This is a genomic window from Rufibacter glacialis (assembly GCF_008271745.1).
Lineage (GTDB): Bacteria > Bacteroidota > Bacteroidia > Cytophagales > Hymenobacteraceae > Nibribacter > Nibribacter glacialis.
In genome coordinates, this window is the sequence record NZ_VKKZ01000021.1 from 176,484 (window position 1) to 202,415 (window position 25,932).

Consider the following 25,932-nt stretch of genomic DNA (forward strand, 5'->3'; position numbering starts at 1 on the left):
TTACCTTCCGGCCATGTCTAGTTACGGTATCCCTACCAAGCGCCTGCTCTCTGTTTTCAAATGGATGTTGCTGTTTGCCCTGCTGGCGATGGTGCAGGTGCTGCTGGCCTGCGAAAGCTGCCGCACCGACGGGAACCGGGCCTTTTATTATTTCCTGTACGCCTTCTCGCTTTTCTCTTCGCTGTGGCTGGGGAACGGTTACCTGAGCAATAACCTTGACCGGTGGGTTTCCTGGAAAGAAGCTCCCTTAAAGCGGTTTCTGGTCACACTTCTGGCCGTCTTTGTCTATTCTTCGGTTATCATTCTCCTGGTAAACTGGACCTGGTACGTGCTTCTTCCACAACGCGACATCAATTACCTGGCCACCCCCGTGGCCCGCTGGACCATGGTCACCCAGATGGTGGTGACGCTTATCATCACCATGACCATCCATGCCGTGGCGTTTTTGAACAGTTGGCGGGAGTCTGCGGTGAGCGCCGAGCGCCTGAAGCGGGAGCACGCGCTCTCGCGGTACGAGGCGCTCAAAAACCAGGTGAACCCCCATTTCCTGTTCAACAGCCTCAATGCCCTCACCGGCCTGGTGCACGAGGAGCCCGACCTGGCCGTGAAATTCATCAAACAACTCTCCGGCGTATACCGCTACGTGCTGGACTCGCAGCAGAAAGAAGTGGTGCCTTTGGAGGAAGAGTTGCAGTTTGCCCGCCAGTACGTGTTTCTGCAGCAAATCAGGCACGGGGCAGGGTTGCAGGTAGAGTTGCCGGCCAGCGTACCCCCTGGGTGGCAGGTACCGCCGCTGGCTTTGCAAACGGTGCTGGAGAACGCCGTCAAACATAACCGGGCTTGGGACAAAGAGCCCCTGCGCGTGACGGTGACTCTGGAAGGGGATTATCTGAAGGTAGAGAACAACCTGCAGCCCAAGGCCCAGCACGAGCCGCCCAGCAGTCTGGGGCTGGCCAACATCCAGGCCCGCTACGAGGTGCTGACCGATAAAAAAATGACGATTCAGAAAACCGATTCGGCCTTTACCGTGCGGCTCCCGCTTTTGTCGTTTCACCCGGCAACGTAAAGGGCAGGCGAAACAGCCATGTGCCCCACTCACCCTGGCAGTAAAAGCGCCGTTTCAAGGCTATTTTCCGGAAAACAGGCAATAAATAACCCATAACCTACCCATAATGCGGCAAGCGCTGATAGTAGAAGATGAACCTCTGGCGGCCAACCGGCTGGCCCGGCTCCTGGCGGCCCAAACCCAGGTTCCGGTGACCGTGGTGGCCCAATTGGCCTCGGTGCAGGAAGCGGTGGCCTATTTCAAGGAACAGCCTGCCCCGGACCTGGCATTTTTTGACGTCCAATTAGCTGATGGGCTGAGCTTTGAGGTCTTTGACCAGGTGGCCGTTTCCTGCCCCATCATTTTCACCACCGCCTTTGACGCCTACGCCCTGCGCGCCTTCAAAGCCAACAGCATTGACTACCTGCTCAAACCCATTGACGAGGAGGAACTGGCCCAGGCCCTCCGGAAGCTGCAACACCTGACCACGGGCACGCTGGCCGCAGCGGAGCCCAGCCAACTCCAGCTTCTGCAACAGGCCTTACAGCAACTGCAGAACCCATCGGCTAGGGCCTACAAGAACCGGTTCGTGCTGAAGGTGGGGGAACATTTGCGGGCTATTCCGGTGGAGGAGATTGATTTCTTCTACTCCTTTGAGAAAGCCACGTTCCTGCAGACGGCAGACAACCGGCGCTTCGCACTGGACTATACCATGGAGCAGCTGGAGCAGCTAGTAGACCCGCAGCGGTTCTTCAGGGTGAACAGGGGGTATCTGGTGCAGCTCAACGCCATTCAGGACATTGTGCAGTACTCCAACAGCCGCCTGAAGGTGGTGCTGCGCCACCATGCGCAGGAAGAGGTGCTGGTGAGCCGCGAGCGCGTGGGCGCGTTCCGGGCGTGGCTGGACCAGTAGCGCCGCCACCCCAGGAGCCGTTTCCAGAGGCCGGGGCACGGGTTGGTGAGCGTTTTGGGCCGGTTTCCCGTAAAACAGGTCTAAAACAGAATTTGTATGCAAAACTCAACCTCCCGTTTCTTCCCTAAAGCAATACGTAATGGCTTTGCACTTGTGGTTGCCCTGGCCTTTTTAACGATACTTTCCGGTTGCAGCAGCACCAGCAAATTGCCCCCGGCCCAGACCACGGCAGATTTCTACCAGAAATATAAAAACGAGGCCGGGTTCAAGGGCACCACCCTGCCCATAGGCCTGGTGACCCGCTACCTGCTCCCCAAAGATGCGGATTCCACGGTGACGGCGGCCCTGGCCAACATCACCTCGGTGAGGGTGCTTTCATTCACGCCCACCAATAACCGGGCTCAGCGCCTGCTGGAGCGCGGCCTCACCCAGGAACTGGACCAGGTGTTACAGAAAGAGAACTATGAGAACCTGCCGGTGGTGCTGGACAACCCGGGGGCGCTGCAGTTCAGGATGCGCGCTGCCCAAGACCAGGTGCAGGAAATAGTGGGCTACCGCAAATACGGCAACTCGTTTCTGATGCTCCAGATAAACGGCCGCTTCACCCGAGGCCAGGTAGAGCAGCTGCTCAAAAAGATTGACCCGGAGATTTTCCTGCCGCTGCTGGGGTAGCCACCCCCGCTCTCCCTGCCGAAGCCCCTGTTTAGAGGCTGGTTTTTCTAAACCAGCCTCTAAACAGGGGCTTCGCTTTAATTTTAATGAAGAGGACTATCAGGGAGCATCCTGCCTAGGCCCATAAAGCACTTTGTAGTTCGTATGACCGGTTTACAGAGCCTTAGATTCACCGGAACCTGCTTTAAAAAGGTCTCTAACCCCACTGCCAAAAAGCCTAAGCTGCACCTTGCGGGCTTACAGGAAACGCTTCTTAGTTACAGAGTGCAACCGGTTGCGGATGCTCTTGCAGATAGACGGTAAAGGTGGTGCCTCGGCCGGCCTCACTGGAGACTTCTATGCGGCCACCGCTGTTCTCAATGATGCGTTTCACGATATACAAACCTATACCGGTACCCTCCACGTGCGAGTGGAACCTCCGGAACATGGTGAACAGCTTCTCCTGCTGGTCTTCGCGGATGCCCAGACCGTTGTCTTGCACGCTCAGCACGACCCAGTCGTCTTGGCGGGCAGTTGTCACCTTCACCTTCAGCTTCCGGTTAGGGTCACGGTACTTGACCGCGTTAGACACCAGGTTGTAGAGGATACTGCGGAGGTTCTTACGGGCAAAGCGCACGCACTTGACCTGGAAACTCGCCTCCACCTGCACGCCGGCCTCCTGAATCATAGGGGAAATGTCTTCCTCCACCCCGGCCAGGATTTCGGCAAAGGAAAGGACCTCGGCCAGAGAATCCAGGTCTTTCTGCACTTTGCTTATCTCTGTGAGGTCATGGATGGTTCCTTTCAGTTTAGAGATAGAGGAAGCCACCATGTGCAGCAAGATGTGCTCTTCACTGTGCTCTTTGCCCTCTACGGTTTCCAGCAAGGCCGTGGTGAGCCCCTCCAGGTTGGCCAGCGGTGAGCGCAGGTCATGCGAGGCCGTGTACACGAAGTTGTCCAGGTCATTGTTGATGCGGGTAAGCTCCTGGTTTTTCTGGTTCAGCTCATCATTGATGGAAGAAAGCTGCTCGCGGCTTTTCACCTGCTCGGTCACTTCCACGGCAAAGGTCAGGATAGACTCCACCTCGCCCCTGCTGTTCTTGATGGGCTCGTACACCAGGTTGAAATACCGTACGTATTCTGGTTCCTGGGCGGAGCCCTCAAAGGTGATGGGCACCTCCTGCCCAATATATGGTTCGCCGGTTTCCACTATGCGCTGGATCACCGTTTTGAATCTCTCCCGCTGGGCCTCTGGCAGGCTGTTGAGGGCGTTCTCCCCTACTTTGGCTTTGCCGTGGTACAAGGTGCTCAGGTACGCGTTCACCAGGGTGTAGCGCAGGTCTTTGGCCCGCACCAGCCCCACAATGGCGGGCACCTGCATGAAGATGCGTTGCAGGGTATCTGCACTCTCCTTCAGTTTGCGCTCCATCTTGATCCGGTCACTGATGTCAATGGAAGACCCAATGAACCCCAGGAACTCCTCTCCCTCGGCGCTGAACCGCGGAATGCCCATGGTCACCACGCCCCGGTAATCACCATCCCGGCGGCGCAGGCGGTACTCAACCTTGAACTCGGTTCGTGATTGGGAGGCTTGCTGGTAGGCCCGGTTCATGGCCTGCCGGTCATCTGGGTGCACAAACGTCACCCACTCTTTGCCCAGGTTTTCTTCTAAGGTGGTGCCCGTAAATTTAAGCCACTGGCGGTTCACGTAGGTGCAGTCACTGTTCTGGTCGGTGATCCAGATCATCACCGGGGCACTGTCTGCCATGTTCCGGAAGCGGGCTTCGCTTTCCAGAAGCGCCTGCTGGGCTTTTTTCTCCTCGGTCACGTCGCGTACTTCCAGAATGTGGCCTACCACGGCCCCGCCCTGCTTCACAAATCGGGTAGAGCAGACCACCGGAATGGAGTTGCCGTTGCGGCAGAGGAAGGTGTCTTCAAACGTGAAGGCTTTTTGCGAGACCAGTTCCGGCGCCAGGTTACCAGGCTCCTGCCCTTTGTGCACCCACTCATACAGGGGCCGGCGCTTGAGTTCATCCAGGTCAAAGCCCAGCAGCCGCGCGGCGGCCGGGTTCTGGAAGGTGCAATACCCTCGGCCATCCAGCATGAACAAGCCCGCGGTGGTGTTTTTGGTGATGAGTTCTGTGAGTTGGTTTGACCGCAGGTAGCGCTGCAAAGACCACACCACGAAGAAGATAAGCAAACTGATGATACTCCCGCCCAGCAGGATCAGGTCATGCTGGTCAATACCAGAGGCTTCTGTGAAGGCGCGGGTGGCCTTGTATTCCATGGTCCAGGTGCGGCCGGCCACCCGAATCACATCCTGGGCCATCAGCAGGCTGTCTTCGCTTTCGTCTGCCTCCAGGTTGCTGGCGTTCCGGTACAGCAGGGCCTCTTCCTTTACCTCTTTGCCGTCATAGATGGAGATACTGATGTCATTGAAGTCATTCCCTATGGTGTTGTAGAACAAGTCTGCCGCTCTGAAGGGCGCATAGACAAACCCCTTCAGGTTGCTTCTGCGCGCAGCCAGGTCTACCGGGTCTTTGCCCCCATAGTACACCGGCAGATAGATCAGCAGGCCGGGCTGCGCCTTGCCTATGCTCTCCTGCACCAGCCGTACTTTCCCGGTCATGGCGGGCAGGTTGAAGTCACGGGCGGCTTCCATGGCTTCACGGCGGGTCTGGTCATTGAACATGTCATAGCCGAAGGCCCGCTGGTTCACGCCGGTGAGGGGTTCCAGGAAGATGATGGAAGAATACTCGGTGCGTGGCCCCTCTGGCCACACGCGGAAGTCAGAGAACCCTTCTGCCCTGATGCGGCGCTCCAGGTTAGGCACCTGCTCTGGCGTGGCCATGGCCGAAAACCCGATTCCCTGCACCCCCGGGTAGTTCTTGCTGATCTGCAGGGCGTTCAGGTAACTCTGGAAATCATGGCGGGTCACGGTGTCTGAGGCGGCAAACAGGCCGTTCACGCCTTTCAGGATCTGCAGGTAGTAGCCCATGCGCCGTTCCAGGGTAGCCTTGATCTGCACCTGCTTTATCTTGAACAGCTGCGCGTCCTCGGCCTGGTCATTGGCTCTGGACACGTAGTAGGCGTAGAGGGTCATGCCCAGCACCAGCACAAAGGAACCTAACGCCAGGTAATAATCTTTTAAGCGGGAAAACAGCATGTGGTATGGTCAGTTCGCTTCACCTTTTCACAGTCATGAAAGGGTGTTGACAGGTTGGCAAAACAAGACGCTACAACGGGGGGCTTTTATAGGTCTTTTTGAGATAACAGACAGATAACTCAAAAAAAGTTATGTCAGGTGGGCTTGCAGATACTGCTGTACTTCAGGCTTGTCATAATCTTCTTCGGTTTCAATATGCGCCATGAGGGCATTCATGATCTTTTCCTGCCGCTGCCCGTTGGCCAGTGCCTCGGCATACGGTAAATCTGGGGAAAAGGTAACCATGGAATACAACGGAAGCCAGGAGTCTGGGTATTGGGCGGTGATTTTGGCTTCTACCTTCTTCTGCAGCAGAAACCGCGGGTCGGCTACCTTGTCCCGCATCTCAATAAAGTTATAGACGGCCAGGTCAGCAATGGCGTCTGTGTTGGGCTTGCGCACGTCCTGGAAGGTCTTGAAGATGGTCTCCCAATCGTCCTGGTGCTGTTCCAGCAGGTTGCGCAGCACGGTGCAGTCTTCAAACCCGGCGTTCATGCCCTGCCCGTAGAAGGGCACAATGGCGTGGGCCGCATCTCCCACCAGCAGGATCTTGCCTGCGTGGCTCCACGGGAAGCACTTGATGGTCACCAACGTACCAATGGGGTTCTCAAAGAACTCCTGGGCCAGGTCTGGCATGAGGGCCGCGGCATCTGGGAACACCTCGCCAAAGAAACGCTCCAGATCCTCTGCCGTCTGAAGCGACTCAAAAGAGGGATTGCCCGCATACGGGAAGAACATGGTACAGGTAAAGGAGCCGTCCATGTTAGGCAAGGCAATCATCATGTATTGGCCCCGGGGCCAGATGTGCAGCGCGTTTTTCTCCAGTTGCCAGCCCCCGTCTGCGGCCGGCGGAATGGTGAGTTCTTTGTAGCCGTAGTCCAGGTAGGATTGCTCATAGTTGAACCGCTCTGTTTTCTGCAAAGACAACCGGACCATGGAGAAAGCGCCGTCGGCGGCGAAGATCACGTCTGGCTGGATCTGGTGCTCCTGCTGGGTGTTGGTATCCAGCAGGGTGACTTTGTTTGAGTTCACCTCCACCTCCAGGACCTGTTGCTGGAAATGCAGCGAAATAGAGGGTTGCGCCTCTGCCAGGTCCAGCAAGACTTCGTTCAGGCCACCCCTGGACACGGAGTAGATCGCCTGCCCTTCCTGCCCATAGGGCTGGAAAGAAAGATTGCCGTTTTTGTCATGCATTACCCTGCGGTACAAGGGAATGGCCACCTTCTTGATTTCTTCTGAGATGCCAATGGTTTCCAGCGCGCGCCAACCCCGATCACTCAGGGCCAGGTTGATGGATCTTCCGCCGCCAATGTCATGGCGCCGCAGGTCTGGCCGGCGCTCATACACATCTACCTTATACCCTTGCTTGGAAAGGTACAAAGACAGCAGGCAACCTACCAGGCCCCCGCCCATAACACTGAGATGGGAAGTTTTCTCCATGTATTGGGGTTATTTTTCTACCGTTGGCGCAAAAACAGCCATGAAATCATACATTCTACGGAAAGAAAAGGTAAACTTAGGTTAAAAATCGTGAAAAGCCGCTCCATGCCCGCTCCGTCCGCCCTATTTGTGCAGCACGTGCCCTCGCCCATTGGCCTGATCCAACTCAGTGGCACCGAAAAACACTTGTTTTCAGCCAAGTTTGTAGAAAACAGCCCGGAAAAGGATAGTCTGATGATCCCGGACTGCCTGCACGTAGCGGCCACCCAGCTCACAGAGTACTTCAACGGCCAACGGCACTCCTTTGATTTGCCGCTGCACGCCCAGGGCACGTTCTTCCAGCAGCAGGTGTGGCAGGCGCTGCAGGAAATCCCCGTGGGCCGCACCGACCATTACCTGGGCCTGGCCAAACGGTTGGGCAACGCCGGGGCCGTGCGCGCGGTGGGCGTGGCCAACGGAGCCAACCCCTGGCTGGTACTGGTGCCCTGCCACCGCGTGATAGGCGCCCAAGGCCAATTGGTAGGCTATGCCGGCGGCCTGTGGCGCAAAAAATGGCTCCTGGAACACGAAGCCAAAATGAGCGGCACGTATCAAACGAGTCTTTTCTGATTGAATGATTGAATGATTGAGAGATTGAATGAATGATTTGAAGATGGATGGATTTGAAGATTTGAGGATGTGGAAATTTGAAGATGGGTATTCCTTACTATGGCGCGGAAGTAACTTCCGTGACTAACAATTCGGGTACCACGAGCCACGGGAGTAACTTCTGTGCTATTAAAAAATCATTTCTACCTCACCACATCGTCCCTCATCCGCAGTCTATACCTAATCACTTCCTTCTCAAACTTTCCAATCCTTACATCTTCAAATCACTCCATCTTCATATCTCCAAATTTCCACATCTTCAAATTTCCCAATCTCTCAATCATTCAATCTCTCAATCATTCAATCAATAGATAAACCGAAAGGTGAGGTTGAGCCGGGGTTGTTGGGCTTTGGTGGTTTTGGGGAGTTGGTGGAGCCAGAAATGTTGGGTGGGACCGGCCATGAGCAGCAGGCTGCCGGAGGGCAACACCAGAGTGTGTTTCAGGTCTTTCTGCTGCCGGTGCCGGAAAGAGAAGGTGCGTTCCTGGCCCAGACTCACAGAGGCAATGATGGGGTTCTGGCCCAGCTCCCGTTCATCATCTGCGTGCCAGCCCATGCTGTCTTGCCCGTGGCGGTAGAGGTTCAATAATACGCTGTTGAAAGAGGCGCCGGTCAACTCCTGCAACGCAGTTCTTAAAATGGTTAACTCCGGTAGCCAGGGCAGCGGCTCCCAGATTAGGCCAGAATACGTGTAGGCTTTGCCCGCGTCGGCGTACCAGGCGGTGAGCCGGGGCTGGTCTATCTGCTTCCCGAACATCCTGATCTTTTCCTGCCGCCAGGCTACTTTCTGGGTAAGGGCTTCCTGCAAAGCCAGCTGGTCTTCTGCCGGAATAAAGGCTGGGATCAGATAGACGGTTGCGTCTGGCAAGGGCAATAGAAAAGAGGCAAATTGTTTCTGGAACGCGGTAGATAAATCCTGCATGTCTAGTTAAAACCTATTCCTTTCTTGCTGCGGCCGCTGCAGCCGCTACCTCTTCTCTTTCCTGTATTTCTAGCGGGGTTAAGGCTGGGTCCACAAACTCACCGGGGGTTCTGGTACGGTCTAAGTACTGCATGACGGGGGAAGCCAGAAAACCGTGCACAAAGATAGAAAGCAGGATGATAAAGCCCGCCACGGCCCAAATCTCCTGCGGGTCCATGAAAGAGGCCTTGCTTAACGCAAAAGCCACGTAAAAAATAGACCCTATGCCCCTGATCCCGAAAAAGCTGATGGCCCATTTCTCCGGCGTTTTCAGGGAAACCCCAAAAAGGCTCACAAACCCCGCCAGCGGCCGCACCACGAACACAAAAGCCACGCCCACGGCAATTCCCGGCCAGGTAAGGGCATCTAACAGTCCCCGAGCAATGCTTCCGCCCAGCACAATGAGCACAATCACCACCAGAATGCGTTCAATCTGGTCAGTGAAATCATGGAGCTCGCGGTGATAGGAATGGTCTTTCTCGTAGTTCTTGAGGGTAAGGCCCGTGATGAAAACGGCAATGAACCCGTAGCCGTGTACCATCTCGGTCAGGCCGTAAACCAACAGCGTGGCAGAGATAGCGACAAACCCGTCTTCGGTTTTAAAGGAACCCACCTTTTTGGGCAGCCTGAACAGCAGGTAGGCCAACGCCTTCCCCAAGAGGTACCCCATGGCCACGCCTGCCCCTATGCGGTACAGCAGATCATACCACAGCCAATGCACCAGCCAGTTCTCAGGCGCCAGGCCATAGGTGGCCAGGGCAATGGCCAGCCAGGTAAACGGGAAGGCCATGCTGTCATTCAGCCCGGCCTCGGCGGTAAGCGAGAAACGGGGTGCGTCTTCCACTTCCTGGCTGGGAGGGCCCACCTGCACATCAGAGGCCAGCACCGGGTCTGTGGGGGCCATGGCCGCCGCCAGCAACACCGCTGATGCCACTGAGAACCCCAGAAACTGCCAGGCCAGCCAGGCCAGCGCGCCAATGCACAACAGCATGGTCCAACTCACCAGCCGGAGCGGCACCTGCCAACTGGCCCAGGAGACGCTCCGGTTGATCTTGATACCCGTTCCCATGAGCGTGATGATGACGCATAGCTCTGAGAGCCGCAGCGTGAGGTCATTCTCGCGCAGCGGGTCAGGTTCCGGGAAGCCTAAGGGCAGCTTGTACAACCCATACCCCACCACCACAAAAAGCATGGCGTAGGAGAAGGGCACTTTCTTGAACCAAATAGGCAACCAAGCCATGGCCAGCGCCGCGGCACCGATGACCACAAAAGAGAGCAGGTAAATGTCCATGGCAGGTAATTCTTCTGGAGGGGTAGGCGTAAAAAAATCACGAAACCTTATTACATACGGGAAACCTGCGCTTTTTCCTGCTATATTTTATAAAAAAAGGTCAAAATCACCCATAAATTTCTGTTCCATCTTTTTCTCCCTTTCTGACCTCTCCTCCCAAGCCTATAAAATGAAAAAGACCGTTTGGTGGCTGTTTTGTAGAAAACGGCCACCAAACGGTCTTTTTTAGGAAGAGCGAAAATCTATAAAAGCTTATACTTCCAGGTTAGCTCGCCAAAAAACTAGCTTCTGAAATGCTGCGCCAGGAACTGGCCAAACCGGTATACGTCTTCAAAGGTATTGTACATGGGCGTGGGGGCTACCCTGATCACGTTGGGCTCGCGCCAGTCCAGGATGAAGCCGTTGGCCATGAGCGTGTCAAACAGTTGGCGGCCGTTCTGGTGCACCAGCAGGGACAACTGGCAGCCTCTGGCCGAAGGTTCTTCTGGGGTGATTACCTCCAGGGCTGTTTTGGGTTGCTGCAATTCTTTGATCAGGAACTCCAGGTAGCCGGTGAGTTTTTCGCTTTTAGCCCGAAGATTGTCCATGCCAGCCTGGTCAAAGAGTTCCAAAGAGGCTTTGTGCACCGCCATGGGCAGCACCTGGCTGTTGGAAAGCTGCCAGCCATCGGCTCCGGCCATGGGAATAAAGCCTTTCTTCATCTGGAACCGCTGGCCCTGGTCATGGCCCCACCATCCCGCAAACCGGGGCAGGTCTGGGTTCTGCGCGTGCCGTTCATGCACAAACACCCCAGAGGTTCCCCCCGGGCCTGAGTTCAGGTATTTATAGGTACACCACACGGCAAAGTCCACGTTCCAGTCATGCAGGCGCAGGGTGACGTTGCCGGCAGCATGGGCCAGGTCAAACCCGCACATTGCTCCCACGGCATGGGCTTCCTGGGTAATGGCCGCCATGTCAAACACCTGCCCGGTGTAATAGTTCACACCGCCCATCATCACCAGCGCCAGTTCGCTTTCGTTTTCCCGGATGGTGGCCAGAATGTCTTCGGTGCGGAGGATGTGCTCGCCCGGCCGGGGGGCTACCTCCAGAATGGCTTCGTCTGGATTGAACCCGTGGAATTTCACCTGGCTTTCCAGGGCGTACTGATCAGAGGGGAAGGCGCCGGCCTCCGTGAGGATTTTGAACCGTTTGCCCTGCGGCCGATAGAAGGAAACCAACATAAGGTGCAGGTTCACGGTAAGTTGATTCATGACCACTACCTCTTCGGGCCTGGCACCCACTACCCGGGCGGTAGGCGCTGCCAGCAGGGTGTGGTACGTGAACCAGGGAGAGTCGCCGGTAAAATGGCCTTCCACGCCTAGTTCTGCCCATTTGGTCATTTCCTGCTCCAGGGCGGCACGGGCGGCTTTCGGCTGAAGGCCGAGGGAGTTGCCGCACAGGTACACCGTGTCGGTGCCGTTTTGCTGTGGAATAAAGTAGTGGTCTCTAAAGGAACGAAGGGAATCTGCCTGGTCCTGTGATTGGGCGTAGGCAAGCGTATTTTGGTAAGACATGAAGTTCTTTAACTAGCTGGGTGGAACGGTTGGCTAAATTACCTAACAGGCGTTAGACTACCATATACTTTTGAGGAAACTCTACGGCCGCGTTTACCAGCCGTTTTGGTCCTGTTTTAGAAGAACAAGCCCTAACCCCACCTTTTTGTTTTAGCCGGGGAACCTAACCTATTTTAAGCCCGGCTTCCCCCAGAGGTCACCCTTGCCTGGCCTGCGTCCGGACCTGCCCCATAAACCGCTCTTTCTCCAGCCCCAGCCACTGCAGAGCTGAGCCGCTCAAGAGCATTTCCTTCACCTCCTGGGTATAGGGCATGGATTCAATCAACTTGCCGGGTTCCAGTTCACCCAGCGGGAAAGGGTAATCTGAGCCCAAGGCTACTTTGTCGGCCCCGAACTGCTTTACCACGAAGTCAAGGGTAGTAGGGCAGTGCACCAGGGAGTCTATCCAGAACTTGCCCACGTAGTTCTCGGGGGCTACGGGGTTGTCTACGGCGCAAAGGTCGGGGCGCACGTCAAAACCGTGCTGGATACGCCCCAGCGTGAACGGGAACGAACCGCCGCCGTGCGCAAAAGCCAGCCGGAGTTTAGGCAACCGTTCCAGCACCCCCCCGAAGATAAGGGAGCAGATGGCGCGGGAAGTCTCGGCGGGCATGCTCACGAGCCAGGGCAGCCAGTACTTGCGCATCTTCTTTTCACCCATCATGTCCCAGGGGTGCACAAAGACGGCGGCTCCCAGATCAGCGGCCGCCTCAAAGATGGGGAACAGCGCGGCATCATCCAGGTTGATATCGTTTATGTTGGAACCGATCTGCACGCCCGCCAGCCCCAGTTCCTTCACGCAGCGCTCCAGTTCCTTGATGGCCAGCCCCGCGTCTTGCATGGGCAGGGTGCCCAGGCCCACAAACCGCGTGGGGTAGCGGGCCACCACACCGGCGATATGGTCGTTGAGAATCTTGGAGAGGTCCCAGGTGTGCTCGGGCTTGGCCCAGTAGTTGAACATGACCGGCACCGTGCTCAGCACCTGCACCTGCACCCCGTGCTGGTCGCACTCCCGCATGCGGGCGGCGGGGTCCCAGCTGTTTTCCTGGATTTCCCTGAAGAACCGGTCATCCAGCATCATGCGGGCGCAGCAGGGCTTGTGGTGCTCCAGCCGCACGAAGCCGCCATACCCGTACCGCTCCCGCAGGTCGGGCCATTTCTCCGGCAGGATGTGCGTATGGATGTCTATTTTAAGCGGTTGATGCGACATGGAAAACAAGACAAACAAGTAAGAACGGTTGCTCAACTTACGAAAACTCTGGCACATAGTCTTGCCAGCACGACGACACGGCTCTTTTTCGGCTTTCTTTTGGCAAAACAGGCCCAAAACTTCCGACTTGCCTCCTTCTGTCACCCGAGTTTTTGGTATATGTGCATCAGGTTAGATAAACTTACGGCATCATTCACCTTATACCTTATTACACCATGACCCGTCAATTATTCTCCTCCGGCGCTCCCTGGGAAACCAGCGTAGGCTACTCGCGCGCCGTGAAAGTAGGCCCCCTGGTAGAAGTGGCCGGCACCACCGCCGTGGAGAACGGGCAAGTCATAGGCCCCCACGACCCGTATGCCCAAACCGTGTGTATTCTGCAGAAGATAGAGCGGGTCTTGCAGGAGGCCGGGGTTTCTCTGAAGGACGTGGTGCGCACCCGCATGTTCGTGACCGATATAAGCCAATGGGAGGAAGTGGGCCGGGCGCATGGGGAGTTCTTCAAAGACATCAGGCCGGTGACTACCATGGTAGAGGTGAAGGCCCTCATTGATCCTGCCCTTCTGGTGGAGATAGAAGCCACTGCCTACTGCACCTGACTCACTTTATAGGCCGTTTTTCAAAAGCAACCTAGAAATCCAGCATGCTCGGTTTAGTCTCTTTATCAACAGATTAAGTTTTATCCAAAATAAACGAGCCTAACTTGCAATCCTATGCGTTTTACACCTGTTTATTTGAGAATACCGCAAAAAGTAAGTAGGTTGGAGAAAAGTAGGAAACTGATTCCCCCCTCTTTTCCCTCCTGCCTATGGAAACCGTACTTGTTTTAGGTGGCACCGGCAGCCTAGGCGCCAGCATACTGGAAGTGCTGAAACACCAGCCTTACCGGATACGCGCCACGGCCCGCACCGCCCTGAAAGCAGAGCAGCTACAACCCTCCGTAGATGAAGTGGTGGTCTGTGACCCTACCCAACCAGAGACCCTTACGCCCCAGCTAGTACAGGGCGTGGATTACATTATTTCGGCGCTGGGCAAAAGCCTTCGTCTCTCAGACCCCAGCCGCACCTCGTTCCATGAGGTGAATTTCCAGGGTAACCTGAACGTGCTCCAACTGGCCTTGGCCCATGCCCCGCACCTGAAGAAATTTGTGTACGTGGGCGCTTTCAGCGGAGAGCAGCACCCCAAAGTGGCGTATTTCAAAGCCCATGAGGATTTCGCGCGGGCCCTGCAGGCCAGCCGCCTGCCCGCCACCATCATCAAACCACCCGCCCTTTTCTCTACCTTCCTGGACCTGCTGCCCATGGCCCGCAAAGGGAAACTGGCCTCTATCGGGCCCGGGGAGGGTATCACGAACCCCATCCATGAGCACGAGGTGGCCGAGGCCTGCGTACGGGCGCTCACCCAACCCGAGACCACGGTGGAACTGGGCGGACCCGTGACGTATTCCCGGCGGGAACTGGTGCAACTCATTGGCAAGGCCGCAGGCAAACGCACCCCCGTGCCGCAGGTACCATATTGGGTGGTGCAGTCTTTTCTGCCGGTGGTGCGCCTGGTGAACCGGTCGCTTTATGAGAAGGCCGCCTTTTTTGTGGAGGTGACCAAACGGGACTGCGTAGCGCCTTTCAGGGGCACGCGTACGCTGGAAGATTATTTAGCCGAACATGTATAGCAACTCTGTTGGGGCATCCGCCGTTTTTCCCGATATTTGCTTGTACTTCGTTTTAGAAAACCGCAATGGGAAGAGCATTTGAGTTCCGGAAAGCCCGGAAAATGAAACGCTGGGACATGATGTCCAAGCAGTTCACCCGCATAGGGAAAGAGATTGTGATGGCTGTGAAGTCCGGCGGCCCTGACCCAGACACCAACGCCCGCCTGCGGGTGTGCATCCAGAACGCCAAAGGGGTGAACATGCCCAAAGACCGCGTGGAAGCCGCCATCAAACGGGCCCAAGGCAAAGAGGAAAGCGATTACTCAGAAGTGGTATATGAAGGCTACGGCCCGCACGGCGTAGCCGTTCTGGTAGAGACCGCCACGGACAACGTGAACCGCACCGTGGCCAACGTACGCATGCACTTCAACCGCACCGGCGGTGAGCTGGGCCGCACCGGCCAATTCGATTTTATCTTTGAGCGCAAGGGCGTGTTCCACCTGAACGGCGAAGGCCTGGACCTGGAAGAACTGGAACTGGACCTGATCGATTTCGGGCTGGAGAGCATTGACAAAGACGAAGAGGAGAACGAGATCATCATCCAAACCTCTTTCGCGGATTTTGGTGCCATGCAGAAAGCCCTGGAAGAGCGCGGCCTCCACGTGAAAACCTCTGAGCTGCAGCGCTACCCTACCGTGCTGAAAGAACTTTCCCCAGAGCAGCAGGAAGACATGACCAAGTTGCTGGACCGCCTGGAAGAAGACGATGACGTACAGGCCGTGTACCACAACATGAAAGAAGACCACGAAGAAGAATAACCTGCGTTTGGAGCTTGTTTTGTAAAGAATGGCTCTGAAACGGCTGCTATAGCAAAGGCCCGCTTTCTTTGGAGAAGGCGGGCCTTTGTGTTGAATACCTAATAGGAATTTGCTACAATATGTCTATTTAGGAATTTCTACTTTGGCCTCTTTCCAGTTGAGGTTCGGGTATTCCACCTCAATCGTTTTATCAAGTTCCTCCTTATTATTTGTAAAAGAAACCAGCTCTTTATCAAAATGCCAGGTACCTAGGTAGTACACTGAGTTATCGGCCACCACAAAAGAGTATTGCTCTAAATCCTCTTTCTTAATTTCCCCTCTCCTTAGTTTATCAGCAACACTTGATGATTGCACACCTTTGTAGATATGCTCTGTAAACATCTGACCACCATACCACTTGCTTTCAGTCCACCAGTAGCTAAGTATTTTATAGGTGCCCGGTTTCAGGAAGAAACAAAAAGTATTTTCCTTTGCTGATTTAAAGGTGGGTTTAACTCTGAAACTGAAAATTTCTTTCGTCTCTGTATTCTGAATCCGGATATCCTGCGCAAACCCTCCACTACTGAAACCTAACCTTTGCACAAAGCTCCCATAAATTACACCTACTTTCTCTTTTTTAGAGTCTTGTTTTGTAACTGATTTTAACTGCTTTATACTTTGCCCATTAGAAACCAGAGTTGTGAAGGTTAAAAGAAGGAATAGAAGCCCTGAAGTAAGTTTCATTTATTTTTTTATTGTATCTAACCAAATATCTTACAAAGGTACTGAGGCCTTTTTAATTTGTACAAAAGGTCCTTTCAGGATGACAATGGAGCAGGAAAGTTTTCTCGTTTACCTATTGAGCTACCCGCCTGCCGGCTTCACCGCTACTGCCTACGGTACTTAAGCCACGCGCGGCGCGTGTACCACGTTATTCCTGGAGAAGACTTCGGCCTCCTTAGCTAATATCCTCCAACTTGATGATCTTATCTCTTGAAAAGGTAAAGACAGATTTCCCCTGCAACTTCAACGCATCACCCTTCTTTTGCCCGGTGGGAAAATCCATGGCCAGAACGGCATGATAGTCTAGCACCACTTCCGTTTGGTCATCTTGGTGATAGAAGGAAATAGGCGTTTGCTTTCTGGAAGAGAAGTAGGCCTTTGCCTGCTCGGCTTGCTGTTTGAAAGGATCTACTCCTTTTAAAGATAAATTGACCTCGCCGTTCGCCACATTTTCAAAGACAATGTCCTCGCTGAAATGGGCCACCATTCCCTCTACATCAAACCGGTTGTAGCTTTCCAGATACTTAGTAATGATCTGTTCTCTTTGAAGGTGATCCATTAGCGGCTGTGTTGTTTTATGTGCATCTGGCAATTAAGGGCCAAAAGATTAAGCGTAGCAATAGCCTGCCTAGTTCGCCCACAAGATTTTTTCAGGATGACAACGGGGGACAGAAAGCAGGTAAGAAGGGGCAATTTGACAAGTTACGGCGCCACTTCCGGTTTCGCCATCACTTCACCGCAGGTAGAGCAAGTGCGTTTCTCGTCTGAGGCCCAGAAGGAATTCATGACCACGGGTAACTGGCCTACTATATCGGAGACCGGGATAAACTCCTCGTGCAGTTTGGTGTGGCAGTTCTCACAGTACCACTGGAATCCGTCCAGTTCGCTTTCATCGCGGTAGCGTTCCATCACCAGACCCACGGTATTAGGCCCCCGGCGCGGAGAGTGCGGCACGTTGGGCGGAAGCAGGAAAATGTCACCCTCGTTGATGTGGATGTCTTTGAATTCGCCGTTGTCAATGACCTTGAGTACAATGTCGCCCTCCAGCTGGAAGAAGAATTCCTCACCATTGTTGATGTGGTAATCTTTGCGCGAGTTGGGTCCGCCCACCACCATCACAATAAAGTCTTTGTTGTCTTTGTACACCTGTTGGTTGCCTACCGGCGGCTTGAGCAGGTGGCGGTGTTCCTCAATCCATTTCTTGAAGTTGAAGGCAGGTTGTAAGGCCATGGCAGTAGCGTTTGAGTAGAAAGTGCGTCTTTGGTTCAGGCCAGAGACTGCCCCAAGGTACGAAACCTCCTGCATAAAAGATAGACACCGCTTTTGGTCTCTTTTTTAGTAAACAGCTTGAAAACTACTGCTCCTCTTTTTCGACCTCATTACTTATTGCCTTGGTTTGTATACCTGACTGATGGAGGACGGCCCATCCCCACTTCCATCTTTCTGCCCACCCCTTTTGTCTTTCTTTGGCGGCCGCACTTCTTTTTTGTTTTCCTGAAAAGAACTTCGTGGGCGAACCAGAAAAGCATTAATAGAAGCGCCAGTACAGCTTGTCCGCAAGATCTTTCCAAGAGGATAAGGGCGAGAAGAGGTACTTCACGGCTTTATTTCCTAATTTGACTACTTAGAACCCAAGACTCTAGACTCAGAACTCTTTACCATGGACTTGAATTTACAGCACAAGCACGCCGTGGTCTGCGGCAGTACCCAGGGCATAGGCAAAGCGGTGGCCCTGGAGTTAGCGCTTTTAGGCGCTACGGTCACGTTGGTAGCCCGCAACGAAGAACGCCTGCAGGAAACCCTGCAAGAACTTCCCACTGAATTTGGCCAACAGCACCAGTACGTGGTAGCCGATTTCAGCCGACCTCGGGAAGTGCAGGAGCGTTTAGAAGCTCATTTAGCCAAACTAGGCCAAGCGCACATCCTGGTGAACAACACCGGCGGCCCCGCGGGCGGACCAGCTTTAGACGCTGCTCTGGAGGAATTTGAGAATGCCTTCGCGGCGCACCTGCTGTCTAACCACGTGCTGGTACAGGCGGTGGTGCCGTACATGAAAGAGGCACAGTACGGCCGCATCATCAACATCATCTCTACCTCGGTGAAGCAGCCCATCAGAGGTTTGGGCGTTTCCAACACCATCAGAGGTGCCGTGGCCAACTGGGCGAAGACGCTTTCCTTTGAACTGGCTCCCTTCGGGATTACGGTGAATAACGTGCTACCAGGCGCCACGCTCACCGCCCGCCATCACTCGCTGATTGCAACCAGAATGCAGAAAACCGGTCTCCGCAGAGAAGAAATTGAAAAGGAGATGCTAGCCGGCATCCCAGCCAACCGGTTCGCGAAGCCAGCCGAGGTAGCCGCCGCCGCCGCGTTCCTGGCTTCTCCTGCCGCAGGCTACATCAACGGCATCAACGTACCCGTAGACGGTGGCCGGTTAGGGAACCTCTAAAGGGAGTTCTGAGTCTTGAGTTCTGAGTCTTGAGTCTGCAAAAGATTGTTACCTACTCCAACATGGGAGGAAGTTGCGTTTTGGGCTTGTTTTCCGGAACACAGGCTCAAAACGGAAAACAGCAGAATCCCCCTCTCCCTGGAGGGAGAGGGCTAGGGTGAGGGGGCAGCGGCGGTTTCAAGACTAAAGCTTCTCCGGTTTGTTACAGTTTTTTTTAAGGATTGTTGTTTCATGGGGAAGACTTTCCTGTTTGGAAGCTAACTCCCCCCTCATCCTACCCTTCTCCCTCAGGGAGAAGGAACGCCGCCTTTACTTCTTGAAGCTGATGGTTGTAAAGGGAAGTAGTTTCGTCCAGCGTTTTATGTCTAACCTCTAGCGCCTTTTCTATGCTGCACCTCCAGAACTTCCTCAACGGTACTTTCGTGGCTCCGGTCTCGGGTGCGTACCTGCCCAACCTCAATCCGGCTACCGGGGAAGTGTATGCGCAGATCCCGGATTCTGACGAGCGTGATGTGCAGGTGGCGGTAGAGGCGGCGCAGGCGGCGTTTCCGGCTTGGTCTGGGCTATCAGCCGAAAAACGGGGCCGTTTTCTCATAAAGCTCTCTGAACTGATTGACCAGAACCTGGAGCGGTTGGCGGAGGCCGAGACCACGGATAATGGCAAGCCGCTCTCGCTTTCCCGTACCGTAGACATCCCCAGGGCCAGCAGCAACCTGTATTTCTTCGGCACCGGCGGGCCACACTTCGCCTCTGAGGCCCACACCATGGAAGGCGTGGCCGTGAATTACACCGTGCGCAAGCCGCTGGGCGTGGTGGCCTGTATTTCCCCGTGGAACCTTCCGCTGTATCTGTTCACCTGGAAGATTGCCCCGGCCCTGGCCGCCGGGAACTGCGTAGTAGCCAAGCCCTCAGAAATCACGCCCTACACCGCCCATCTGCTGGCCGAACTCTGCGTGGAGGCCGGCTTACCCCCGGGCGTGCTGAACATCGTGCACGGCACCGGTCCCAAAGCCGGCGCTGCCCTATGCGAACACCCCGAGGTAAAGGCCATTTCCTTCACCGGAGGCACCCAAACCGGTAAAACCATTGCGCGCATGGCAGCGCCGATGTTCAAGAAACTGTCGCTGGAACTGGGCGGCAAGAACGCCACCGTCATCTTCGCGGATTGTGACTTCGAGAAAACGGTGAACACCGCCGTACAGGCTGCCTTCGCCAATCAGGGCCAGATCTGCCTCTGCGGCTCGCGTATTCTGGTGGAGCGTCCGCTGTATGACCGTTTCAAAGCCGCTTTCCTAAAACGAGTCGAAAACCTGACGGTAGGTGATCCCTTGGAGGAAGGTTCCCGCATGGGTGCCCTCATTTCCGAGGCGCATCTGCAGAAAGTGCAGGACTACATCGCCTTGGCGCAGGAAGAAGGCGGCACCCTGCTCACCGGTGGCGAACGCGTGCAATTGGAGGGCCGCTGCGCGAACGGCTTTTTCCTGCAACCCACCGTCTTTGAGAGCCTTCCCCACACCTGCCGCACCAACACCGAGGAGATCTTCGGGCCGGTGGTTACGCTCCTGCCCTTTGATACCGAGGAGGAAGCCCTTGCCTACGCCAACCACACCCAATACGGCCTCGCCGCCTCCGTCTGGACTCAGGATCTGACCCGCGCTCACCGGGTAGCGCATCAGTTGCAAGCGGGCATTGTATGGGTGAACACCTGGCTCCTGCGCGATTTGCGCACCCCCTTTGGCGGCACCAAGCAAAGCGGCGTAGGCCGCGAAGGCGGTTGGGAAGCCCTCCGCTTCTTCACCGACCCGCAGAATGTGTGCATTAAGTTTTGATTGAATGATTGAGAGAATGAATGAATAAGAGATTGAATGCTTTCTTGCCCCATAATTCTCTCAATCATTCAATCTCTCAATCACTCATTACCTAATAAATGCCTACTTTTAAGGCTAAGAACTTTCTAACAAACCGAATGAAACATAGAATGAACCGCTGGCTGATAGCGGCGTGCTGCCTGGTGATGGCGGTGAGCGCCCAGGCCCAGCAGAAACGCGACTTTGATTTGGACGACATTTTCCGGAAAGGCACCTTCCAGGCCAAATCAGTCTATGGAGTGAACTGGATGCGAAATGGTCAGTATTACTCGTCGCAGGTAGCGGACCAGAAAAACCAGGCCGTAGACGTGGTGCAGGTAGACGTGACCACCGGCCAGCCCGTGAGCACCCTCATTGAGGGCGAAGAAATCAAGGTAGACGGCAAGACCCTGGCGTATGACAACTACAGCTTCAGCGCCGATGAGACCAAAATCCTGTTTGAGACTGAGCACGAGCCCATCTACCGCCGCAGCAGCAAAGGCCATTTCTACGTGTATGACCGTGCCAGCAAGAAACTACAGAAACTGAGCCAGGGCGGCAAGCAGAGCTACGCCACCTTCTCTCCAGACAACAAGTACGTGGCCTTCATGCGTGACAACAACCTGTTCTACGTAGACCTGGCCACCATGCAGGAGCGCCAGATCACCACCGACGGGAAGTGGAACTTTATCATAAACGGGGGCACGGATTGGGTGTACGAAGAGGAATTCAGCTTCGCGCAGGCCTTCTTCTGGTCGCCGCAGGGAGACCAGATCGCCTTCTACAAGTTTGATGAGAGCCAGGTACCCGAGTACAACATGCAGATGTGGGGCCCACTCTACCCGCAGGACTACAAGTTCAAGTACCCCAAGGCCGGTGAGAAAAACGCCACGGTGGCTATCTACACCTTCCACCTGGGTTCCGGCAAAACCACCAAGATGGAAACCGGCACTGAGCCGGAACAGTACATCCCGCGCATCAACTGGACTAACACGCCCAACATGCTCTCCATCCGGCGCATGAACCGTCTGCAGAACACCCTGGAGATCCTGCACGCCAACACCCAGACTGGCCAGAGCAAGGTGATCCTGAAAGAGACCGACAAAGCCTACATTGACGTCACCGATGACCTGACGTATCTGGCCAACGGCAAGCAGTTCGTGCACAGCTCAGAGAAAGACGGTTTCAACCACCTGTACCTGTATGACATGAACGGCAAACTGGTGCGCCAGATCACCAAAGGCAATTGGGAAGTGAGCAACTTCTACGGCGTTGATGAGAAGAACGGCCTGGTCTATTTCACTTCTACCGAGGTGTCTCCGTTGGAGCGCCACCTGTACAGCATGGGACTGAACGGCAAGAACAAGAGACCCCTCACGCCCGCCAAAGGCACGCACACCATCAACCTGAGCCGCGACTTCAAATACTACCTGGACTATCACTCCACCATCACCTCGCCCACCGTGGTCAGCCTGCATACCTCAGACGGAAAGCAGATCAAAGTCCTGGAGAGCAATGAGAACCTGAAGAACACCCTGGCCAGCTACAACATGCCCAAGCCCGAGTTCTTCCAGTTCAAGACCTCTGAGAACGTGACCCTGAACGGCTACACCATCAAGCCCACAGACTTCGACCCGAACAAGAAATACCCGGTCTTGATGTTCCAATACAGCGGCCCCGGCAGCCAGGAAGTGGTAGACAGCTGGAGAGGCCGCAATTACCTGTGGCACAGCTACCTCACCAAGCAAGGCTACGTGATTGCCGTGATTGACAACCGGGGCACCGGCGGCCGCGGTGCAGCGTTTAAGAAGATGACCTACGGCAACCTGGGCCACTATGAGATCCTTGACCAGATGGAAGGCGCCAAACACCTGGGCGGCCTGCCCTATATTGACAAAAGTCGCATAGGTATCTGGGGCTGGAGCTTTGGGGGCTACATGAGTTCCCTGGCCATCACCAAAGGAGCAGACCTTTTCAAAGCAGCCATTGCCGTGGCACCGGTGACCAACTGGCGCTTCTATGACACCATCTACACCGAGCGTTTCCTGAAAACGCCGCAGGAAAACCCAGACGGCTATGACAAGAACTCCCCGGTATTCTACGCAGACCGCTTGAAGGGCAAGTACCTGCTCATCCATGGCACCGGCGATGACAACGTGCATTTCCAGAACGCTGTGGAGATGGCCAATGCCCTCGTCAAAGCCAACCGCCCGTTTGAGAGCGCCTACTACCCTAACCGGAACCACGGCATCAGCGGCGGCAACACCAGCATCCACCTGTTCACCAAAATGACGGAATTCATCCAGCGGAACCTGTAGGACCAACCTGATTAAAAGCAAAAGCGCCGGCTCCGTTAATGGGCTGGCGCTTTTTGTGTTTTGATATTATTGGTGATGGGCTTGTTTTACGGAAGCAGGCTAAAAGCGGAATTTTTATCTTCTGCCGTAGAGACTAGGCACTGCCTTGTCTCCTGCGCATTGCTTTCGATTTGTTTTCACGCATTTCCTAGCCTGGTGCTAACTGGTGCTAAAAAGGTTCCGGAATGCGTAAGAGACAAGGCAGTGCCTGGTCTCTACAGATTCACCAATTCCATAAAGCTCTTCCACACTTATTCAGGCTGGCGCGAACTAGTAGTTCGTGTCTGCACGCCTGGCAGCCAAATAGCTTCCCCTCTTTTGTCATCCTGAAAGGATCTTGTGGGAGAACTAGAACAGCTTGTAGCTAACGCCTTTGCAGTTCACCTACAAGATCTTTCCAAGATGACAGAAAAAAGGAAGAAAGGCCTTAAGGGGTGAAAGGCATTATCAGTCCAGATACCTGAATCTGGGTACAGTGAGAAAAATCTTCTGGAATGCGCCCTGACACGAGCGGCAAGCTTGCGCCAGCGGGTGCTGCGGCAAGAACTCCCGACCAGTTTAGAGGCTGTTTTCTAAGAATGCCACTTAAACGCACCTCAAAGCCCTAACCACACCTCCTCTATTTAGAAGCTTATTTCAGAAAAATAACCGCTAAAAGCATTGGCCTTAGCCCTGGAAGCTGGCGCGTTGCAGGCGGTCGTTGATGGCGCGGCCCAGGCCTTGCTCGGGCATGGGCTCTGCCAGAATGAGGTCAATGGGCTGCTCGTCTAAGGTGCGCAGCGCAGAGAACAGGGAGCGGGCGGCCTCGCCAAGATCCCCGGAAGCGGAAAGCTGGATCTGCTGGCCAATGGGTACCTGGGGAAAGTTCTTTTTCAGGGAAATGACGCCTATCCGGGCTCCATCTACTAACGGCAGGTTCGCTTCAATGCTGCCCAGCAGCACCTTCTTGCGGGGTGAATAATGGCTGCTGAGCATGCCGGGCGCGGTAGGGTTAGACGAAGACGTCTTGATGCGGGCCTTGGAGATATGCACCACCTCTTCCAGTTCTTCCAGGGCCAGACCGCCCAGGCGCAGGACCTCTACTTCATCACCGTTCAGGCTGAGAATGGTAGACTCAATACCCACGGCGCAGGCCCCTCCGTCTAAGATGTAGGGAATACGGCTGCCCAGTTGGTCCTGCACGTGTTGCGCGGTGGTGGGGCTCACATACCCGAACGGGTTGGCACTGGGCGCAGCCACCGGAAAAGGCAGCTGCCGAAGCAAGTCAAGGGTAAGCGGGTGACGCGGAATACGCACGCCCACAGAGTCATGGCCCGAGGTGACCAGAAACGGCACACGCTCCCCCTTGGGCAGAATCAGCGTGAGCGGTCCCGGCCAGAAACGCTCAGCCAGCACATAGGCGACATCCGGCACCTCCCGCACAATGCCTGCTATCTCAGACACGGCAAAGGTGTGCACAATGAGCGGGTCAAAGGCGGGCCGGTTCTTGGCTTCAAAGATCTTTACTACGGCGGCCTCGTCAAAGGCGTTGGCGGCCAGGCCATACACGGTTTCCGTGGGAATGGCGACCAGTTTGCCCTGGGAAAGAAAGGTTGCGGCCCGCTGTATGTCTTTGCCTATGTCTGCCATGTCTGTAGATTGATCTTGCAAAGCTACTACGTTACCTGCTCATTTTCAGCTAGCCTCAGGTTAAGTTTCTGTTTAGTGGCCGTTTCCCAAAAATGAGTCGCAAACAAAAAGGATAACGCAGGGGCGTAGGCTACAGCCGCAGACAGCTGTAGGTCCCCCGGATGCTCCGAAGTCTTATTGGCCGCTTTACCCAAAACAGCCCCTAAACAGAAAGCCCCGCGTGGTAGGCGGGGCTTTCTGTTTAGTTTATAAGCAAAGGTTTTCAGATTATACCGTCTCTTTCTGGTAGAGTTTGGCCAGAGTGGCCACTGCGTAGTCAATCTCGTCTGCGGTGTTGTATTTGCTGAAGGAGAACCGCACGTTGCCTCTTTCCATGTCGGCGCCAATGGCCCGCAGTACATGGGAACCCAGGTCTACCCCGCTGGTGCAGGCGCTGCCGCCCGAGGCCGAGACTTTGTTGATGTCCAGGTTGAAGAGCAGCATCTCATTCATTTCTGAGGCCGGCAAACTCACGTTCAGGACGGTGTACAGGCTCTTGTCGCCTTCGGCCGAAAGGCCGTTGAACTGCACGTCTTCTATCTGCTCGCGCAGTTTGGTGATCATGCGGTCTTTGAGGCCCTGGATGTGCCGGTGGTGCTCGTCCATGTCCCGGTAGGCGATCTCCAGCGCTTTGGCCAGACCAATGATGCCGTACACGTTCTCAGTGCCGCCGCGCATGTTGCGCTCCTGTGACCCGCCCTGGATCAACGGATGGATCTTGATAGCAGAGTCAACATAGATAAAGCCCACGCCTTTTGGTCCGTGGAACTTATGCGCGGACCCCACCAGGAAATTCGCCCCCAATGCTTGCACATCATGCCGGTAATGTCCCATGGTTTGCACCGTGTCTGAGTGCAGCACGGCGCCATACTTCTGGCAGATCTCTGAGATAGTCTGTAGGTCATTTAGGTTGCCCAGCTCGTTGTTGGCGTGCATGAGCGAGACCAAGGTGCGCGGCTGCGCCGAAAGGGTGGCTTCCAGATGCGCCAGGTCCAGCGCACCAGCGGCGTCTACCCGCAGCATGGTCAGTTCTACCTCGCCGTTCTTTTCCAGCACTTCCAGCGAATGCAAAACCGCGTGGTGTTCCAGCGGTGAAGAGATGGCGTGTTTGATGCCCAGGCTCTTTACCGTGCAGATAATGGCCAGGTTATCGGCCTCGGTACCGCCCGAGGTGAAGAACACCTCAGAGGGCGAGGCGTTGATCAGGCCCGCCACTGTTTTTCGGGCACCTTCAATGGCGGCCCGCACCTGCCTGCCGTGCGCGTGTATAGACGATGGGTTTCCGTAGTGCTCCAGCATAAAGGGAGCCATTACCTCAAAAACTTCTTTATCAAGGGGCGTAGTAGCCGCATTATCTAAATATACACGCATGGCAGATCTTAGTTTTTACAACAACAGCAGGTGAAACAGGTACGGTTCATAAGAAG

At 55.1% G+C, this 25,932-nt stretch carries 21 protein-coding genes; 10 read left to right on the plus strand and 11 right to left on the minus strand.

All coding sequences use genetic code 11. The annotated features are described in order from the left end of the window. The first annotated feature begins 13 nt into the window (after window positions 1-13). The 3 genes from FOE74_RS12430 (at window position 14) to FOE74_RS12440 (ending at window position 2,630) form a co-directional block, all read left to right on the plus strand. On the plus strand, window positions 14-1,066 hold the full coding sequence (locus FOE74_RS12430) for a sensor histidine kinase (protein WP_149098946.1): 1,053 nt from the start codon (window positions 14-16) through the stop codon (window positions 1,064-1,066). Window positions 1,067-1,172: 106 nt separating this feature from the next. Beyond that, entirely contained in the window at window positions 1,173-1,958 is a 786-nt protein-coding gene (locus FOE74_RS12435; RefSeq protein ID WP_149098947.1) for a LytR/AlgR family response regulator transcription factor, read from the plus strand. A gap of 96 nt (window positions 1,959-2,054) precedes the next feature. Then, on the plus strand, window positions 2,055-2,630 hold the full coding sequence (locus FOE74_RS12440) for a DUF4252 domain-containing protein (RefSeq protein WP_149098948.1): 576 nt from the start codon (window positions 2,055-2,057) through the stop codon (window positions 2,628-2,630). A gap of 253 nt (window positions 2,631-2,883) precedes the next feature. On the opposite strand, the gene FOE74_RS12445 is transcribed toward FOE74_RS12440, so the two are convergent. Beyond that, a complete protein-coding gene (locus FOE74_RS12445) occupies window positions 2,884-5,775 on the minus strand; it encodes a CHASE domain-containing protein (RefSeq protein WP_149098949.1) in 2,892 nt (963 codons plus the stop codon). Window positions 5,776-5,904: 129 nt separating this feature from the next. Then, window positions 5,905-7,254 carry an FAD-dependent oxidoreductase gene (locus FOE74_RS12450; RefSeq protein ID WP_149098950.1) on the minus strand — a complete coding sequence of 450 codons (1,350 nt, stop codon included), beginning with the start codon at window positions 7,252-7,254 and terminating at the stop codon, window positions 5,905-5,907. Between the two features lie 105 nt (window positions 7,255-7,359). On the opposite strand from FOE74_RS12450, the gene FOE74_RS12455 reads away from it, so the two are divergent. Then, window positions 7,360-7,863, plus strand: a complete 504-nt coding sequence (locus FOE74_RS12455; protein WP_149098951.1) for a methylated-DNA--[protein]-cysteine S-methyltransferase — start codon at window positions 7,360-7,362, stop codon at window positions 7,861-7,863. A 343-nt stretch (window positions 7,864-8,206) separates the two neighbouring features. On the opposite strand, the gene FOE74_RS12460 is transcribed toward FOE74_RS12455, so the two are convergent. The 4 genes from FOE74_RS12460 to FOE74_RS12475 form a co-directional block, all read right to left on the minus strand. Next, window positions 8,207-8,824 carry an alpha-ketoglutarate-dependent dioxygenase AlkB family protein gene (locus tag FOE74_RS12460; protein WP_149098952.1) on the minus strand — a complete coding sequence of 206 codons (618 nt, stop codon included), beginning with the start codon at window positions 8,822-8,824 and terminating at the stop codon, window positions 8,207-8,209. A 13-nt stretch (window positions 8,825-8,837) separates the two neighbouring features. Further along, the gene (locus tag FOE74_RS12465; protein ID WP_149098953.1) at window positions 8,838-10,154 is read right to left on the minus strand and encodes a cation:proton antiporter; all 1,317 of its coding nucleotides are present in this window, start codon (window positions 10,152-10,154) and stop codon (window positions 8,838-8,840) included. 281 nt (window positions 10,155-10,435) lie between these two features. Then, complete coding sequence (kynU, locus tag FOE74_RS12470) at window positions 10,436-11,707, minus strand: kynureninase (RefSeq protein ID WP_149098954.1); 1,272 nt, start codon at window positions 11,705-11,707, stop codon at window positions 10,436-10,438. Between the two features lie 196 nt (window positions 11,708-11,903). Next, window positions 11,904-13,013, minus strand: a complete 1,110-nt coding sequence (locus FOE74_RS12475; RefSeq protein ID WP_225840798.1) for an amidohydrolase family protein — start codon at window positions 13,011-13,013, stop codon at window positions 11,904-11,906. A gap of 158 nt (window positions 13,014-13,171) precedes the next feature. On the opposite strand from FOE74_RS12475, the gene FOE74_RS12480 reads away from it, so the two are divergent. The 3 genes from FOE74_RS12480 to FOE74_RS12490 all read left to right on the plus strand — a co-directional run bounded on the left by FOE74_RS12480 (window position 13,172) and on the right by FOE74_RS12490 (window position 15,422). After that, window positions 13,172-13,555, plus strand: coding sequence for a RidA family protein (locus FOE74_RS12480; RefSeq protein WP_149098955.1), 384 nt, complete (start codon window positions 13,172-13,174; stop codon window positions 13,553-13,555). 209 nt (window positions 13,556-13,764) lie between these two features. Then, window positions 13,765-14,625 carry an SDR family oxidoreductase gene (locus tag FOE74_RS12485; RefSeq protein WP_149098956.1) on the plus strand — a complete coding sequence of 287 codons (861 nt, stop codon included), beginning with the start codon at window positions 13,765-13,767 and terminating at the stop codon, window positions 14,623-14,625. 65 nt (window positions 14,626-14,690) lie between these two features. Then, complete coding sequence (locus tag FOE74_RS12490) at window positions 14,691-15,422, plus strand: YebC/PmpR family DNA-binding transcriptional regulator (RefSeq protein WP_149098957.1); 732 nt, start codon at window positions 14,691-14,693, stop codon at window positions 15,420-15,422. A 123-nt stretch (window positions 15,423-15,545) separates the two neighbouring features. Here the strand turns inward: FOE74_RS12490 and FOE74_RS12495 are convergent, their stop codons facing one another. From FOE74_RS12495 to FOE74_RS12505, 3 genes are all read right to left on the minus strand, one after another. Then, window positions 15,546-16,145: a hypothetical protein gene (locus FOE74_RS12495; RefSeq protein ID WP_149098958.1), complete on the minus strand. Its 600-nt coding sequence runs from the start codon at window positions 16,143-16,145 to the stop codon at window positions 15,546-15,548. Window positions 16,146-16,359: 214 nt separating this feature from the next. Then, the gene (locus FOE74_RS12500; RefSeq protein ID WP_149098959.1) at window positions 16,360-16,743 is read right to left on the minus strand and encodes a nuclear transport factor 2 family protein; all 384 of its coding nucleotides are present in this window, start codon (window positions 16,741-16,743) and stop codon (window positions 16,360-16,362) included. Window positions 16,744-16,886: 143 nt separating this feature from the next. Then, entirely contained in the window at window positions 16,887-17,414 is a 528-nt protein-coding gene (locus FOE74_RS12505) for a 3-hydroxyanthranilate 3,4-dioxygenase (protein WP_149098960.1), read from the minus strand. 430 nt (window positions 17,415-17,844) lie between these two features. Here FOE74_RS12505 and FOE74_RS12510 point away from each other — a divergent pair, with 430 nt between their 5' ends. The 3 genes from FOE74_RS12510 to FOE74_RS12520 all read left to right on the plus strand — a co-directional run bounded on the left by FOE74_RS12510 (window position 17,845) and on the right by FOE74_RS12520 (window position 22,798). Further along, entirely contained in the window at window positions 17,845-18,633 is a 789-nt protein-coding gene (locus tag FOE74_RS12510) for an SDR family oxidoreductase (RefSeq protein ID WP_149098961.1), read from the plus strand. 386 nt (window positions 18,634-19,019) lie between these two features. After that, window positions 19,020-20,462, plus strand: coding sequence for an aldehyde dehydrogenase (locus FOE74_RS12515; RefSeq protein WP_149098962.1), 1,443 nt, complete (start codon window positions 19,020-19,022; stop codon window positions 20,460-20,462). Window positions 20,463-20,599: 137 nt separating this feature from the next. After that, entirely contained in the window at window positions 20,600-22,798 is a 2,199-nt protein-coding gene (locus FOE74_RS12520) for a S9 family peptidase (RefSeq protein WP_149098963.1), read from the plus strand. Between the two features lie 705 nt (window positions 22,799-23,503). On the opposite strand, the gene FOE74_RS12525 is transcribed toward FOE74_RS12520, so the two are convergent. Together FOE74_RS12525 and FOE74_RS12530 are read right to left on the minus strand one after the other, a co-directional pair. Next, a complete protein-coding gene (locus FOE74_RS12525; RefSeq protein ID WP_308422712.1) occupies window positions 23,504-24,487 on the minus strand; it encodes an L-threonylcarbamoyladenylate synthase in 984 nt (327 codons plus the stop codon). Between the two features lie 246 nt (window positions 24,488-24,733). Next, complete coding sequence (locus FOE74_RS12530; RefSeq protein ID WP_149098965.1) at window positions 24,734-25,876, minus strand: cysteine desulfurase family protein; 1,143 nt, start codon at window positions 25,874-25,876, stop codon at window positions 24,734-24,736. Window positions 25,877-25,932 lie beyond the last annotated feature (56 nt).

Excerpts from the sequence above, each read along its gene's own strand:
- FOE74_RS12430 (WP_149098946.1), top strand. The coding sequence starts at position 14 with ATGTCTAGTTACGGTATCCCTACCAAGCGCCTGCTCTCTGTTTTCAAA.
- FOE74_RS12435 (WP_149098947.1), top strand. The coding sequence starts at position 1,173 with ATGCGGCAAGCGCTGATAGTAGAAGATGAACCTCTGGCGGCCAACCGG.
- FOE74_RS12440 (WP_149098948.1), top strand. The coding sequence starts at position 2,055 with ATGCAAAACTCAACCTCCCGTTTCTTCCCTAAAGCAATACGTAATGGC.
- FOE74_RS12445 (WP_149098949.1), bottom strand. The coding sequence starts at position 5,775 with ATGCTGTTTTCCCGCTTAAAAGATTATTACCTGGCGTTAGGTTCCTTT.
- FOE74_RS12450 (WP_149098950.1), bottom strand. The coding sequence starts at position 7,254 with ATGGAGAAAACTTCCCATCTCAGTGTTATGGGCGGGGGCCTGGTAGGT.
- FOE74_RS12455 (WP_149098951.1), top strand. The coding sequence starts at position 7,360 with ATGCCCGCTCCGTCCGCCCTATTTGTGCAGCACGTGCCCTCGCCCATT.
- FOE74_RS12460 (WP_149098952.1), bottom strand. The coding sequence starts at position 8,824 with ATGCAGGATTTATCTACCGCGTTCCAGAAACAATTTGCCTCTTTTCTA.
- FOE74_RS12465 (WP_149098953.1), bottom strand. The coding sequence starts at position 10,154 with ATGGACATTTACCTGCTCTCTTTTGTGGTCATCGGTGCCGCGGCGCTG.
- kynU (WP_149098954.1), bottom strand. The coding sequence starts at position 11,707 with ATGTCTTACCAAAATACGCTTGCCTACGCCCAATCACAGGACCAGGCA.
- FOE74_RS12475 (WP_225840798.1), bottom strand. The coding sequence starts at position 13,013 with ATGTGCCAGAGTTTTCGTAAGTTGAGCAACCGTTCTTACTTGTTTGTC.
- FOE74_RS12480 (WP_149098955.1), top strand. The coding sequence starts at position 13,172 with ATGACCCGTCAATTATTCTCCTCCGGCGCTCCCTGGGAAACCAGCGTA.
- FOE74_RS12485 (WP_149098956.1), top strand. The coding sequence starts at position 13,765 with ATGGAAACCGTACTTGTTTTAGGTGGCACCGGCAGCCTAGGCGCCAGC.
- FOE74_RS12490 (WP_149098957.1), top strand. The coding sequence starts at position 14,691 with ATGGGAAGAGCATTTGAGTTCCGGAAAGCCCGGAAAATGAAACGCTGG.
- FOE74_RS12495 (WP_149098958.1), bottom strand. The coding sequence starts at position 16,145 with ATGAAACTTACTTCAGGGCTTCTATTCCTTCTTTTAACCTTCACAACT.
- FOE74_RS12500 (WP_149098959.1), bottom strand. The coding sequence starts at position 16,743 with ATGGATCACCTTCAAAGAGAACAGATCATTACTAAGTATCTGGAAAGC.
- FOE74_RS12505 (WP_149098960.1), bottom strand. The coding sequence starts at position 17,414 with ATGGCCTTACAACCTGCCTTCAACTTCAAGAAATGGATTGAGGAACAC.
- FOE74_RS12510 (WP_149098961.1), top strand. The coding sequence starts at position 17,845 with ATGGACTTGAATTTACAGCACAAGCACGCCGTGGTCTGCGGCAGTACC.
- FOE74_RS12515 (WP_149098962.1), top strand. The coding sequence starts at position 19,020 with ATGCTGCACCTCCAGAACTTCCTCAACGGTACTTTCGTGGCTCCGGTC.
- FOE74_RS12520 (WP_149098963.1), top strand. The coding sequence starts at position 20,600 with ATGAAACATAGAATGAACCGCTGGCTGATAGCGGCGTGCTGCCTGGTG.
- FOE74_RS12530 (WP_149098965.1), bottom strand. The coding sequence starts at position 25,876 with ATGCGTGTATATTTAGATAATGCGGCTACTACGCCCCTTGATAAAGAA.